Origin of the sequence: Arthrobacter silvisoli (assembly GCF_003369445.1) — a bacterium.
GTDB lineage: Bacteria > Actinomycetota > Actinomycetes > Actinomycetales > Micrococcaceae > Arthrobacter > Arthrobacter silvisoli.
The window spans coordinates 1-13,194 of record NZ_QRCU01000062.1; the positions used below are offsets into that span (position 1 = coordinate 1).

The 13,194-nt window shown below is 68.4% G+C and carries 14 protein-coding genes and 2 riboswitches; of the genes, 5 read left to right on the top strand and 9 right to left on the bottom strand.

What is annotated here, in order from left to right:
- Positions 1-156: 156 nt before the first annotated feature.
- Positions 157-271, bottom strand: a riboswitch (glycine riboswitch).
- Between the two features lies 1 nt (position 272).
- Positions 273-370, bottom strand: a riboswitch (glycine riboswitch).
- A 192-nt stretch (positions 371-562) separates the two neighbouring features.
- Together DWV11_RS14455 and trmB are read right to left on the bottom strand one after the other, a co-directional pair.
- Positions 563-1,042 carry a type II toxin-antitoxin system RatA family toxin gene (locus tag DWV11_RS14455; protein ID WP_115789621.1) on the bottom strand — a complete coding sequence of 160 codons (480 nt, stop codon included), beginning with the start codon at positions 1,040-1,042 and terminating at the stop codon, positions 563-565.
- A 2-nt stretch (positions 1,043-1,044) separates the two neighbouring features.
- A complete protein-coding gene (trmB, locus tag DWV11_RS14460) occupies positions 1,045-1,980 on the bottom strand; it encodes a tRNA (guanosine(46)-N7)-methyltransferase TrmB (protein ID WP_210725762.1) in 936 nt (311 codons plus the stop codon).
- A 177-nt stretch (positions 1,981-2,157) separates the two neighbouring features.
- Here trmB and DWV11_RS14465 point away from each other — a divergent pair, with 177 nt between their 5' ends.
- Positions 2,158-3,417 (top strand): MFS transporter, encoded by a 1,260-nt coding sequence (locus tag DWV11_RS14465; RefSeq protein ID WP_115789622.1) that lies wholly within the window; start codon positions 2,158-2,160, stop codon positions 3,415-3,417.
- 36 nt (positions 3,418-3,453) lie between these two features.
- On the opposite strand, the gene DWV11_RS14470 is transcribed toward DWV11_RS14465, so the two are convergent.
- Both DWV11_RS14470 and DWV11_RS14475 read right to left on the bottom strand, forming a co-directional pair.
- The gene (locus tag DWV11_RS14470) at positions 3,454-3,972 is read right to left on the bottom strand and encodes a GNAT family N-acetyltransferase (RefSeq protein WP_115789623.1); all 519 of its coding nucleotides are present in this window, start codon (positions 3,970-3,972) and stop codon (positions 3,454-3,456) included.
- Complete coding sequence (locus DWV11_RS14475; RefSeq protein WP_115789624.1) at positions 3,969-4,853, bottom strand: ribokinase; 885 nt, start codon at positions 4,851-4,853, stop codon at positions 3,969-3,971. Before DWV11_RS14475 ends, DWV11_RS14470 begins: the two co-directional genes overlap by 4 nt.
- Positions 4,854-4,990: 137 nt before the next feature.
- Here DWV11_RS14475 and DWV11_RS14480 point away from each other — a divergent pair, with 137 nt between their 5' ends.
- Together DWV11_RS14480 and DWV11_RS14485 are read left to right on the top strand one after the other, a co-directional pair.
- Positions 4,991-6,442 (top strand): MFS transporter, encoded by a 1,452-nt coding sequence (locus tag DWV11_RS14480; protein WP_115789705.1) that lies wholly within the window; start codon positions 4,991-4,993, stop codon positions 6,440-6,442.
- Between the two features lie 35 nt (positions 6,443-6,477).
- Complete coding sequence (locus DWV11_RS14485; RefSeq protein WP_115789625.1) at positions 6,478-7,446, top strand: nucleoside hydrolase; 969 nt, start codon at positions 6,478-6,480, stop codon at positions 7,444-7,446.
- Between the two features lie 121 nt (positions 7,447-7,567).
- Here the strand turns inward: DWV11_RS14485 and DWV11_RS14490 are convergent, their stop codons facing one another.
- Complete coding sequence (locus DWV11_RS14490) at positions 7,568-8,821, bottom strand: Nramp family divalent metal transporter (protein ID WP_115789626.1); 1,254 nt, start codon at positions 8,819-8,821, stop codon at positions 7,568-7,570.
- A 165-nt stretch (positions 8,822-8,986) separates the two neighbouring features.
- Here DWV11_RS14490 and DWV11_RS14495 point away from each other — a divergent pair, with 165 nt between their 5' ends.
- A complete protein-coding gene (locus DWV11_RS14495; RefSeq protein WP_115789627.1) occupies positions 8,987-9,958 on the top strand; it encodes an Lrp/AsnC family transcriptional regulator in 972 nt (323 codons plus the stop codon).
- A 70-nt stretch (positions 9,959-10,028) separates the two neighbouring features.
- Here the strand turns inward: DWV11_RS14495 and DWV11_RS14500 are convergent, their stop codons facing one another.
- From DWV11_RS14500 to DWV11_RS14515, 4 genes are read right to left on the bottom strand one after another with little or no spacing between them, the layout of a single operon-like run.
- A complete protein-coding gene (locus DWV11_RS14500) occupies positions 10,029-11,429 on the bottom strand; it encodes an MBL fold metallo-hydrolase (protein WP_115789628.1) in 1,401 nt (466 codons plus the stop codon).
- Between the two features lie 57 nt (positions 11,430-11,486).
- Entirely contained in the window at positions 11,487-11,849 is a 363-nt protein-coding gene (locus DWV11_RS14505; protein ID WP_115789629.1) for a thioredoxin family protein, read from the bottom strand.
- Between the two features lie 57 nt (positions 11,850-11,906).
- Positions 11,907-12,203, bottom strand: a complete 297-nt coding sequence (locus DWV11_RS14510) for a rhodanese-like domain-containing protein (RefSeq protein WP_115789630.1) — start codon at positions 12,201-12,203, stop codon at positions 11,907-11,909.
- A gap of 33 nt (positions 12,204-12,236) precedes the next feature.
- Entirely contained in the window at positions 12,237-12,578 is a 342-nt protein-coding gene (locus tag DWV11_RS14515) for a rhodanese-like domain-containing protein (protein ID WP_115789631.1), read from the bottom strand.
- A gap of 132 nt (positions 12,579-12,710) precedes the next feature.
- Between DWV11_RS14515 and DWV11_RS14520 the strand changes: the two genes are divergently transcribed.
- Entirely contained in the window at positions 12,711-12,968 is a 258-nt protein-coding gene (locus DWV11_RS14520) for a metal-sensitive transcriptional regulator (RefSeq protein WP_115789632.1), read from the top strand.
- Positions 12,969-13,194: the final 226 nt, after the last annotated feature.

Genomic DNA, 13,194 nt, shown 5'->3' on the forward strand with positions numbered 1-13,194 from the left:
GCCTTGATCCACTCGGGCTTGCGTTCGACCGGAACCGCTTTGTTGCGCTGCTCAACACGCAGCAACTTACGGCCTTCAGGTGCGGGGTTACTCAAATGCACGCTCATAGGGAGCTCCAGGACTCAGGTGGCGCGGGGGCGCCACGTTGATGTGGTTCCTCCCCGCTCTGTATTGGACCTGAGAGATTCCGCGCCGCCCGCAGCTGCGGGGGTTCGCTTGCCCCGTCGGTGAGTCCGGGCTGTGGGTTCAGCCGGACTGCTTTCCAGAGGTGCCTTGCCGCGGCGGTACGTGGGCCTGAGAGATTCCCGGGGAGGGTTTGCTCCTACGGCGCCTGCTGGACGTACCGGCAGGACTCTCCCGCCGCAGATCATAAGCGCGCGCCGCCACGGGGCGGCACGCTTCACAGGGTACCGGTCGGTGGCGGCCGCGGGCAAAAGGCGGCAGACAATCGGGCGCGATTCGCCGGGGTCGCGGGAGCGCTGCGGGCTCGCTGGAGCGTTCCGGCGACCCGGCACTGTTCCGGCGATTTCGACGTCGGACCGGGGCGGCTTCGTGGGGCGGTTCAGTCTGCGTTCCCCCGGAACTCGGCCAGCAGCTCCGGATCCTCGCAGGCTTTGGCGAACGCGTCGATCCGCCGTTCGATTTCCCGGCCCAGCAGCCAGCCGCCGATCCGCTCCGCAAGTGGTTTCAGCAAAGCCGGCCGGCAGGAAAAGGTGTACTTCCAGACGGCACGGGTGCCGCCGTCGTCGGGGGTGAAGCGCCAGCCTCCGCCGAAGTTCTCGAAGAACCACGGCCCGGCCACCATGGTCATGCCCACGCTCTTCGGCGGCGCGTAGGAGACGTATTCGCTCACCATGCGCAGGCCCATCCGGGACACCGTGCGGGTGCGGATGCCCTTGCCGGCGGCCGTGGCGCCGTCCACGAAGGATTGGGTGGAAATGAAGGGGTCCCATTTCAGGCGGAAGGCGCCGGTGGTCTGGGACATGGCGAAGGCCGTTTCGGGGTCGAGCCGGATGAACCGTTCCGCGCGCACCTGGGGCATGGCTACACCTTGCGGTAGCAGAGGTCGAAGATCATCCGGCCGGCCTCGTGGGCCTTGTTCTCGAAGCTGGTGCGGATGCGGCCGTCAAAGCGCGGGGCCCAGCCGCCCACCTGGTCCACGCCTTCGTTGGGGCCGGTGTGTTCGGTGCTGACCGGCGCGCGGCCCTCCTTGACGGGTGCCCCGCCCACCACGGACTCGACGCCGGATTCCCACACCTTGGTGAGCGGGCTCTCCGGACCGGAGCGTTCCCCGTCGTGGAGGTTCTCGAAGTCCTGCGACTCCGCCACGACGCTGCGGACGTGGACGGCGTAGTTGGACCAGTCGGTGGCGACCCGCCACAGCCCGCCCTTCTGAAGGACGCGGGCCACCAGCGTGGCGAACTCGGGCTGGATGAGGCGGCGCTTGTGGTGCCGCGACTTGTGCCATGGGTCCGGGAAGAAGACCCAGACCTCGCTGACGGAGCCGGCCGGGAGCATGGTGGCCAGGACCTCGGGGGCGTTGGCTTCCACGACGCGCACGTTGCTCAGTCCGCGGCTGGCGATCTTGATCAGGGTGTTGGCCAGGCCGGGAGTGTAGACCTCGACGGCGAGGAAGTCCTTGTCCGGGTTTTCCTCCGCCGCGTGGCAGACGGCCTCGCCCAGGCCCGAGCCGATTTCCACCACCAGGGGGGCTTTCCGGCCGAACTCGGCTTCGGCGTCGAACACGTAATCGGGGTGCACGGAGGTGTTGGCGACGTGCCGCGGAACGTCCAGCACCCAGCGGTCCGCGTGCTCGTCCCAAGCCTGCTGCCGGCGGCCCTGCAGGCGGGTTCCGCGGCGCACGAAGCTGACCGGGCGGCCGCCGTAGGTGCCGAAGGAAGCCTGGCTGCCGGGGGTGACGGGGCGCGGCGTCGAAGGCTGGGCGGGCTGCGGGGACTGCGGAATGTCGGGGGTGCTCATCCCTTTCAGGATAGCGGGGGCCAGGGAAGCGGGCCGCCGTGCGGCCCAGCTCCGGCTGGGCCGGCTCCGCCTTCCTCCGGGATGACCTCCCGAGCCGTTGTCCACCCCCAATGAAAATTTCAGCGGGTCAACAATATTCGCGGGGGCGAAATAGCGGCGGCGTGTAGATTTCGGAACGTGACGCGCAACGCCGAGAACCCCGAGCAACTGGTCGACGCCGAAATCGACGAGGTCCCCGCCGCGGCGCCCACGCGGGTCTCCACCAAGAAGGGCCTCGTGTTCCTGGGCGTCTGCCTGGTGCTGATCGGGCTTAACCTGCGCACCGTGTTCTCCAGTTTCTCCGCCGTGCTTCCGGAGATCACCGCCGACGCCGGCCTGCCGGGCTGGGCGGTGGTGGTGCTCACCACTGTGCCGGTCACCCTCCTGGGGGTGTTCGCGCCGCTGGCCCCCGTGCTCGCACGGCGTTTCGGTGCCGAGCGGGTGCTGCTCGGTGCGATGGCACTCCTGACGGCGGGCCTGCTGCTGCGTCCGGTGGATGTCCCGGGTGCCGGCCACCTGCCCGCCCTGCTGGCCGGTACGGCAGCCTGCGGTGCCGCGATCGCGTTGTGCAATGTGCTGCTGCCGGGAGTGGTGAAGCGCGACTTCCCGCACCGGCTCGGTCTGATGGGCGGGCTCTACACGACGGCAATCTGTGCCTCCGCGGCGCTCGGTGCCGGCTTCACCTATCCGGTGTTCCGGGCTGCCGGCCAGTGGACCTCGGCTCTCTGGTTCTGGGCGCTGCCCGCCGCCGTCGTCCTTCTGCTGTTCCTGCCGCTGGCGATCCGCCAGCCCGCCGTCCGGCACCAGGTGCTGGGCGGGGGCGTGAATGTGTGGCGTTCGGCCGTCGCCTGGCAGGTGACCGTCTTCATGGTGCTGCAGGCGATGATGTCCTTCAGCGTGTTCGCCTGGCTGGCGCCGATCCTGCGCGAGCGCGGGGTCGACGGCGGCACGGCCGGGCTGATCGTCTCCGTTTCGATCGCGCTGCAGATGCTCGGTTCCCTGTTCGCCCCGGGCCTGGCCGCGCGGTTCCGGGACCAGCGCGCCATCAATGTGGTGGTGGCCTTGATGACCGGCGGCGGCTTTGCCTTGAGCATTTTCGGACCGGTGGAGCTGGCCTGGCTGTGGACCGGACTGCTGGGCCTCGGGCAGGGCAGCCTCACCGCCGTGGCCTTGACCATGATCATGCTGCGCACCAGGGACGCGCACACTGCGGCGCACCTTTCGGGCATGATGCAAGGAGTGGGCTACGGACTGGGCTCCACCGGCACCCTGCTGGTGGGGCAGCTGCACCAGGCCACGGGCGGCTTCGCGGCGGCCGGTGTCCTGTTCCTGATGGTGGGTTCACTGGCCGCGGTGTTCGGCTACCGCGCCGGACGTGACCGGTACGTCGAGGGCTGACGCTGCCTTAAGAGGCTGACGCTGCAGGAGACGTGGTTACGCGAGCCCGTGGCGGAAGACCCAGAGGTCCTTCGGGCCGCCGTCGAAGCTCCAGTCCCGCTCCGGAACCCGCACGAAACCGAGCGATCCGTAGAGCCGGTGGGCCGGCGCCATCCAGGCGCCGCTGGTGATGGCCACGGCCTCCACGTCGTCCAGCGAACGGGCATGGTCGAGGACCCGCTCCACGATCCGGCGGCCGACGCCGAGGCCCTGCGCAGCCGGGTCGACGGCCAGCATGCGGAACTCGATCTCACCGTCGAGCGCCACCTCGGTGTACTTCCGGCCCGGGTGGGTGATCATCACCGAACCCACGGCCCGGCCGCCCACCTCGGCGATCCACAGCTCGGCGTGCCTGGCCCGCTGTTCCACATTGCCCAGGATGGCCAGGTACGGGTGGCCTTCGCTGATGTGACCGGCGTCGAGGTAGGCGGCGAGCGTGATGCGCCGGATCTCGGCGAAGTCCTCCGGCCCGGCAACGCGGATCTCCAACTCCGTAGCGGCGGGGGCGGCCGTCACGCGGACGCAATCCCCAAGTAGGAATCCAGCCGCCCGAGCTCCGGCTGCGAGGAGTGCTGCCCTACGGCGTCGGCCCCTACCGCGTTGGCGGCGGCCAGGGCCTGCTCGTCGGAGAGCCCGTTGCGCAGGCCCAGCACGAGGGCGGCGCAGAAGGCATCGCCGGCGCCGATCGTGTTGACCACGGTGGCACGGCGGCCGGCGGCGCGGGCCACCTCCTTGCCGTCCCGGAACAGGGCCGATCCGTCCTTGCCGTAGGTCACGGCCACCAGCCGGGCCTGTGCCAGCCCGGGGATGAGCTCGTATTCGGTTTCGTTGACGATCACCAGGTCGCAGCGCTGCACGAGTTCCACGGGCAGGGACTGGGCCGGGGCTGCGTTGAGTGCGAAGAAACCGGGGTGCCTGCGGGAGGCCTCGACGACCACGTCCAGTCCCACCTCGAGCTGGCAGAGGAGCGTCTCGTCCTCGGCGAAGACGACACCGTCCAACGACACCTCGCCGTTCGCGCCCGGGCACACGACGATCTGGTTCTCGCCGGCGCTGTCGACGACGATCAGCGCGGTTCCGGTGGGCGTGCTGCGGTGCGCGACGTCGGACACGTCCACTCCCGCGGCGGTGAGTGCCTCGAGCATTTCGCGTCCGGCGTCGTCGTCGCCTACTGCGCCGATCATCCGGGCGGAGCCGTCCAGGCGGGCCGCTGCGGCGGCCTGGTTGGCGCCCTTGCCGCCCGGCTGCCTGCTCAGGGCGCCGCCGCCGATGGTTTCGCCTGCCGTGGGGAGGCGTTCCGCGGTGGCGATGAGGTCAAGGTTGATGCTGCCGAGCACGGTGAGGGCGCGGCGGTTCGGCTGTGGCCAGTCCGAAGCGGGCCGGGTCGAAGAAGTCATGGGGGACAGTGTAGTCATTTTCACACTTAAATGTTGTACTTGTTCGTAATACATGCTTGTATAACAACTCGAATCCATAAGGTTCCCGTCATCCCAACCCGAGAAACACCGCCCGACGAACAAGGGAGTTTGTTGTGATTTCCTCACCCGCCAACGCCGCCCCCCAAGGCGCCGACGTCGAGGCCGCCGCCCCGGCTCAGGCAGCCTCAGCGCAGTCCGCCGGCCGCCGCCCCCAGGCCGCCGTCCTCATCACCACGCTCCTGCTGGGCGTGCTGTCCTTCCAGCTCAACGCAAGCATGGTCACCCCGGCGCTGCCGCAGATCGGCGTGCATTTCGGTGCCGACGCCGGAGCAGTGGCCCAGGTGCAGTCCATGTTCTTCCTGGCCGGCGCCATCTCCGGGCCCATCATGGGCCGCTGGAGTGACTTCATCGGCCGGCGCAGGGCGCTCCTGCTGGTGCTCGGCGTCATGGCCGTAGGCACCGTGCTCTGCCTGCTCGCCCCCAGCCTGCCGCTGCTGGTGGTCGGCCGCTTCCTCCAGGGCGTGTCCAGCGCCATCTTCGCGCTCGCCTACATCGTGCTCCGGGAAAACCTCGATGCCCGCGCTTTCGGCACCTCGGTGGGCATCATCGCCGCGGTCAACGGCGGAATCGCCGGCTTCGACGGTTACGCCGGCGGGCTCATGACCGAGGCCTTCGGTTTCCAATCGATCTTCCTGGTGGTCCTGGGCCTCGCCGCGATCGCCGCCGCGTGCATCATCCGCTTCGTCCCCGGCGGGCGGACGGCACATGCCGCCGGTACCAGCGGAAGCATGGACTGGTGGGGAGCTGCCTTCCTCTCGGCGTTCCTGGTCTGCCTGAGCTACTTCGTCAGCACCGGTTCCTCCGCGGGCTGGACCTCCGTGCCCGCACTCGCCCTGCTGACCGGGACCGTGGCGGCGTTCATCGCCTTCTACGCCGTGGAAAAGCGCCGCAGCTCCCCGCTGATCGCCGTGCACCACCTGCGCTCCCGCCAGGTCTGGACCGTCATCGCCACCACCGTGCTCACCCTCGCCGGCATCTTCGCCATCATGAACTTCACCGTGGTGCTGCTCAGCCAGGACGGCAAGAACGGCTTCGGGTTCAGCGCCTCCCTCTCCGCCCTGCTCTTCCTCACTCCGGCTGCCCTTATCGGCGTCTTCGCTGCGCCCCTGGCCGGCTGGCTGACCGGCCGGATGGGCTGGATCAGGACCCTCCGCATCGGCACCGCCCTCAGCCTCGCCTGCGCCATGGCGGCGGCCCTCTTCGCCGGAAACGAATGGGCGGTCCTGGCTGCTGTCGCCGCCCTGGGCATCTTCTACAACGGTTTCTTCCTCACCTCGATCAACGGCCTCTCCGTGCTCCTCTCGCCGAAGGAAGCCCCGGGCTCCCTGCCAGGCATCAACGGTGCCTCCTTCGGCACCGGGGCGAGCCTCGGCGTCGTCCTCGTGGCACCCTTCGCCGGGCTCGGCACCCAAGGCGGCTACGGCGTCGCGCTCTGGATTTCGGTGGGCATCACCGCGGCGGCCCTGCTGGTCAGCCTCCTGGTCCCCGCCCCCGACGCCTCCGCCTAAGCCCGCACCCTCCCACAGAAAAGAGATACCCAGACATGCTGCCCATCTACCTGGACTGCGACACCGGAATCGACGACGCCCTGGCTCTGGCCTACCTGCTGGCCGCGCCGGAGGCCCGGCTGCTCGGCATCGGCAGCGTCAGCGGAAACGTCGCAGCGGCCACCGGCGCCGTGAACACCCTGGATCTGCTGCGCCTGGCCGGCCGGCCGGAGATTCCGGTGGCCGTCGGGGCGCACGACTTCCAGGCCCGGGCGTTCGACGGCGGTGCGCCCCACGTGCACGGCGCCAACGGCATCGGCGGGGTGGCGCTGCCCGCGTCCGGCGCCGCGCCGCTGGCCGAGACCGCCGCCGAGATGCTGGTCCGCCTGGCCCGCGAAAACGCCGGCGAACTGCGCGTGCTGGCCATCGGCCCGCTGACCAACATTGCCGAGGCCCTGCGCCTGGAACCTCGGCTGCCCGAGCTGGTCGCCGAAATCACCATCATGGGCGGCGCGGCGATGGTTCCGGGCAACATCAGCCCCCTTGCCGAAGCCAACATCGGCAATGATCCCGAGGCCGCGCGTGAGGTCTTCGCCGCGCCGTGGAACATCAAGCTGGTGCCGCTGGACGTGACCATGAGCAACGTCCTGGAAGAGGAACACCGCCTCGAACTGCTCGCCTCGGACAGCCCGCTGGCCCGGGCCCTGGGCGAGATGCTGGGCTACTACTACCGCTTCTACGAGGGCATCTTCGGCCGCGCCTGCTCGGCGATGCACGATCCCTTGGCCGCCGCAGTGGCCCTGGACGCCGTCGCGCTGCGGACCGCACCGGTGGTCCATGTGGAAGTCGACGCCGGCGACGGGCCGGGCCGCGGGCAGACGGTCTGCGACTTGCGCGGTGTGCACTTGGGCTACCCGGAGCAGTCCGGTGCCCACTGCCAGGTGGTCCTGGAACTCGAAGAGGATTTCGCGCCGCACCTGATGGCGGCGCTGCTGGCACGCGTGCCGGTGTCGCTGGAAGCCTGACGGCGGCACATGTCCTTCCCATGCGGCGAAGGATGGACCTATCAGCAAGATGTCCATCCTTCGCATGCGGGGGAGGACATGTCCGTTTGTGGGGTGCGTCGCTGCGGCGCCGACCCCGGACTCAGGACTGGCCGGTGACCGTCAGCGTGATGAGCACGCAGTTCAGGATGACGATCAGGGCGGCGCTGGTCCAGCCCGCGATCTTCAAGGCCGTGGAGTCCGTGTGGATACCCATGACGCTGCGGTTGCCCGTCAGGCGGATCAGCGGGATCAGGGCGAAGGGGATGCCGAAGCTGAGCAGCACCTGGCTGAGCACGAGTGCCAGGGTCGGTTCGATGCCGACGCCCAGGATGACCAGGGCCGGAATGAGGGTGATCACGCGGCGGACCAGCAGCGGGATGCGGATCGTCAGCAGCCCGCCCATGATGGTGGCGCCCGCATAGCAGCCCACCGAGGTCGAGGCCAGGCCGGAAGCGAGCAGGCCGATCGCGAAGACGACGCCGATCACCGGGCCGAGGGCGGATGTGACGGCGGCGTGCGCACCCGCGATGGTGTCCGTTCCCTCGATGCCGCGCAGGCTCGAGGCGGCCAGGAGCAGCATGGAGACGTTCACGACGCCGGCCAGCAACAGGGCCCCGACGACGTCGAAACGCGTCGCCCGGATGAGTCGGGTCCGCACAGCGGGGTCCTCGGAGAAGCCGTGCCGGTCCCGGGCCAACGCGGAGTGCAGGTAGATTGCGTGCGGCATCACGGTGGCTCCCAGCATGCTCGCGGCGAGCAGGACCGTGTCCGTGCCTTCAAAACGGGGCAGCAGGCCACCCAGGGCACTGCCGCCGTCGGGCGCGTGGACGAACAGGCCGGACATGAAGCCGACGGCGATGACCCCCAGCAGGACGAGGATCGCGTACTCGAAGGTGCGCTGCCCCCGCTGCGACTGCAGCGCCAGGAGCGCCATGGAGGCCAGGCCGATGATGACACCGCCGGCCAGCAGCGGAACTCCGAACAGCAGGTTCAGGGCCACGGCCCCGCCGATCACCTCGGCCATGTCCGTGGCACCGGCGACGATCTCGGCCTGGGCCCAGTACAGGCGGCGGCGCTTGGTGCCGAGGCGCTTGCCGAGGATTTCCGGCAGGCTCATGCCCGTGGCCAGGCCCAGCTTCGCCGACTGGTACTGCACCAGGACCGCCATGGCGTTGGCCATGACCAGCACCCACACCAGCAGGTAGCCGTAGCTCGCACCGGCGGTAAGGTTCGCGGCCACGTTCCCTGGATCGACGTAGGCGATGGCGGCCACGAAGGCCGGTCCGAGCAGCAGCAGGCGCGACCATGCCTTTGCCGGTGTGGCACGGGTCCGGAGGGTGGTGGTTGTGGCCATGGGGGTCCTTCAGCGTCAAGGCATCTGTTACGAGGATAACGAATATTTAGGCATGCCGAAAATACGTTTTTAGGAGCGCCGATCAAGTGCCGCCCCGGATGCCTGAGCAGGCACGCTCAGCGTGGATACGGCGTGCGGCCCGGGCAACGCGGCATAATCGGGTGGATGGTCATGAACGCACCTTTGCGCGAGCTGGACGGCCTGGACCGGCGGATCGTTGGAGCCCTCCAGGTCAACGGCCGCGCCTCATGGCGCCGGATAGCCGAGGTGCTGGGGGAGTCCTTCAGTACCGTGACCCGGCGCGGCATGGCGCTGCTCGAATCCGGGACGGTGCGGGTCGCCGGGCTCGTGACCCTCGGCCCCACCCACCTGGTGGAGGTCCAGTGCGAACCGGCAAAGCTGGCCGGCATCGCGGAAGAGCTGGCCAAAGACCCGGACGCCAACTTCCTCTACGCCCTCACCAGCCCCACCCGGCTGCTCTTCGAAGTCCAGGCCCGGCCCGGCCGGCTTTCCAGCCTGGTGCTGGAGGAACTCCCGGCGCTCGACGGTGTCACGCAGGTGAACGCCTGGCCCCTCATGGAGTATTTCCGCACCGTGGCCGAGTGGCACCCCGGCCCCGTCACCGCCGAGGAGACCGCGGCACTGCAGGACTTCCCCTCGCCATTGTCCCGGCCCAGTGCCAGTGCCATGCTCGACGACGTCGACACGCGGCTCGTGCAGTTGCTCGTCGAGGACGGCCGCGTTCCGGTGGCCGAACTCGGCGAAGCCGTGGGCCTGTCCGCTCCGGCCGTCCGGCGCCGGCTCAACGCCCTGTTCGAACAGGACACCCTCACCGTCCGGGCCATCGTTGAACCCGCGGATATCGGCCTGCCCATCGAGGCCGTCATCTGGGTCCGCACGGCACCCACGGACGTCGTGGAGGTCGGCCGGCTCCTCGGTGGGGAACCGGCCGTGCGCTATGCGGCGATGGCCCTGGGCGAGTTCCAGATCATGGCCAACGTGACGCTCGCGAGCCTGAACGAACTGCGCGCCTTCCTGCTCGAATCCCCCTGGGCCGGGCGCGCCCTTGCCGTGCGCAGTTCGCTCGTGGTCCGCGCATACAAGCGCGGCGGCGTGCGCATGCCCGAGCGCCCCTGAACTGCTCTGATTCCAGCCGGGGCTGCCGGCGGGTGCGTGGTGGCGGCGTTGTGTTGTCGGTAGTGCCGCTCTAGACCGCGGAAACGGAGTTCTGCTGGGCGGTCCAGGCTGCGTAACTGCCGTCAAGTTCAACGACGTCATACCCGGCCCGGCGCAGGGCGCTGGCTGCGACGGAGTTCCGCACGCCGGATTGGCAGTAGGTCACGATGGTGCCAATGACAGGCAGTTCGCCGAGGTGCCACATGAGCCGGCCGCCGCTGAGCTGGTGCGAACCAGGAATGTGGCCGGCCGTGTGCTCGGTCTTGTTGCGGACATCCAGGATCATGGCGGCGTCAAAACCATCCAGTTCCTTGGGCTGGATGAGCTTCGGGGCGGTCGTGGGCAGGCCTTCGATGCTGGTGAGGTACCCGGCGACGTTGTCGATGCCGACGCGTACGAGGTGGTCCCACATGTCCTGCGCGGTTTCCTGGTTGGAGGCGAGGAGCACCAGCGGGTTCTTGTCGGTTTCCGGGTTGACGACCCAGGCACCGTAGCTGGCTACTGACTTGCCGGCCGGAACGTTCAGGGAACGAGCCACGGTGCCTTGGTGGACCTCACCGTTGGAACGGGTGTCGATGAATGTGACTTTGTCCGCTGCCAGGTCCTTGGCGACATCGGCGCTGTCCAGTTCCCTGAGGGGCGTGCGTTCGCCCATGACGGCCGGTCCTTCACGGTTTTCCCGCTTCATCCGGCCGAAGTAGGCGTGGGCATCCGGCTGGCCGTCGAGGAGTTCGTCGATGAAGCCCTGCTCGTCATTCGCTGCGAGGTAGGGTCCCCACCAGGCATAGAGGCGTTCGTAGCCGACGGTGGAGGACGGAACGGCACCGAGGGCCTTGCCGCACGCGCTGCCTGCACCGTGGGCCGGGTGGACCTGGACGTAGTCCGGCAGGGTGAGGAATTTGTCCCGGAGGCTGGCGAACAGTTGCCTGGCGCCTTCGAAACGGGTGTCGATGCCGCCGGCTGCTTCGTCGAGCAGGTCCGGCCGGCCGAGGTCGCCGGAGAAGACGAAGTCACCCGAGAGGAGGTAACCGGGCTGGTCGCTGAACGCACCGTCGGTCACCAGGAAAGACAGGTGTTCCGGAGTGTGCCCGGGTGTATGGATGGCCTTGATGGTGATGTTGCCCAAGGTGACGGTGTCTCCGTCATGGAGCCGTTCGCCGTCGAACCCGTACTGCCAGTCCGGGCCGCCTTCGCCGGAGAGGTAGACCGTTGCCCCGGTGGCCGCGGCCAGCTCGCGGGTACCGGAGAGGTAGTCGGCGTGGATGTGGGTCTCGGTGACGGCGATGATCTTCATGCCGTTCTTCTCAGCCAGGGACCGATAGACGGCGATGTCGCGCCGGCCGTCCACCACGATGGCTTCTCCCTTGGCCTGGCAGCCGATGAGGTAGCTGGCCTGGGCAAGGTCTTCGTCGTAAATACGCTCGATAAGCATGGTGCTCTCCTTGGATGAAAGGGACGTTTGTTGTGTCCTGGCTGGACGGGCCCTGTTTCAGCCGTGTTGGTGTCCGGCAGCGTTCCGGAGCTTTGTCATGTCCAGGTTCCTTACTCCCTGGATGACTTCTTCCAGGCCTGCGGCGTTGAGTGCTCCGGGTCGGGCGAAGACGAGCGTCCTGTTCTTGAAGGCCATCAGGGTGGGGATGGAGGTGATGTTCGCTGCGGCGGCGAGGGCTTGTTCGGCTTCGGTGTCGACCTTGGCGAAGGTGATGTCCGGGTGCCTGTCGGCGGCGGCTCCGTAGGTGGGGGCGAACATGCGGCAGGGACCGCACCAGGCTGCCCAGAAGTCAACGAACACGATCTCGTTGTTCTCCAGGGTCCCGGCGAAGCTTTGTCCGGTGATGTCGATGGTTGTCATCGTGTCTCGCGTCCTTTCGGGTGTTGTTCCGGCAGTTGGTGGGTGGGAGTACAGGGATCAGGTGGTGGGAAGGCCGGCGCGGGTCCAGGCGATCATGCCGCCGGCCATGGTGTCAGCCGTGTACCCTGCTCCGTTCAGGGCGTCGGCGACGCGGGCTGAGCGGCCGCCGCTGCGGCACACGGCGATGACGGGCACGGCCGGGTCCAGTTCTGACAAGCGGGCCCGCAACTGGCCCATCGGGATGTGCAGGGCGCCGGGGATCATGCCCTCGACGACCTCGAGGTCCTCGCGGACGTCCAGGATGCGCGCAGTGGAGCGGCGCCGGTCGGCGTCGGTGACGGTGATTTCAGCCATGGGGGTTCTCCTTTGAAGCGGTGGGGTTGCTCTTTAGCGGACTGGCTCGCCTGCCCGGCGCCAAGCGTTCATTCCGCCGCGGACCGAGTAGGCCTGGTACCCATTGGTGGCCAGGAGCCTGGCTGCCGACACCGAACGGACCCCTGAAGCGCAGATGGCAACGACGGGCCTGTGCTTCGGGATCCCGGCGAGGCTGTTTTGCAGCCGGTCCAGGGGCACATGTTTCGCCTGCGGGGCGCGGCCGGAGCGCCATTCCTGGGCGGACCGGACATCCACCAAGGTGGCGCCCGAGGCCAAGAGCTCCTTGGCCCCGGCCACGGACACGGTCGTGTAGGGCTTGCGAAAGGCGTTCCTGAGGGAACTGATGAGGCTCATGGTTCTCCTAACCCGGGGAGTGCGGTTTTGGGCGATGTGAATACCCCACCCAGTATTTCAGATACCCCTCGGGGTAGTCAAAACACCCTGGGGGGTATACTTGGTGGGAAGCTACCGATATTGGAGAAGCCCATGGAACTCAACCCCTCTGAACTCACGCCCGTCATCAATCGGCTCAAGCGCGCCCAGGGCCAGCTCGCCGCCGTCACCCGGATGCTTGAAGAAGGCCGGGACTGCAAGGACGTAGTCACCCAGCTCGCTGCCGTCTCGAAGGCCCTTGACCGGGCGGGGTTCGCCGTCATCGCCACCGGCCTGGAACAGTGCCTCGTCCAAAAGGACGCAACGATGGACAAGAAAGACCTCGAGAAGCTCTTCCTCTCCCTTGCGTAACGGCTCACTGCATAACGGCCCCCTTGCATAACGGCTCACTTTCGATCCGCCGCCCCGGGGAACCGGGACGCATGCACTCAGTACCCGCCTTCCCGTGACGCCGGGCGCCCCGCGCCCGGCCCCGTCCTCCCTGACCTCTTTGAATCGCGATGGCCCGCGACCCGCCGTGAACCACGGCGCGTCGCGGGCTTTGTCGTGCCAAAGAAGGTCAGGGCGGCTGCCCCGA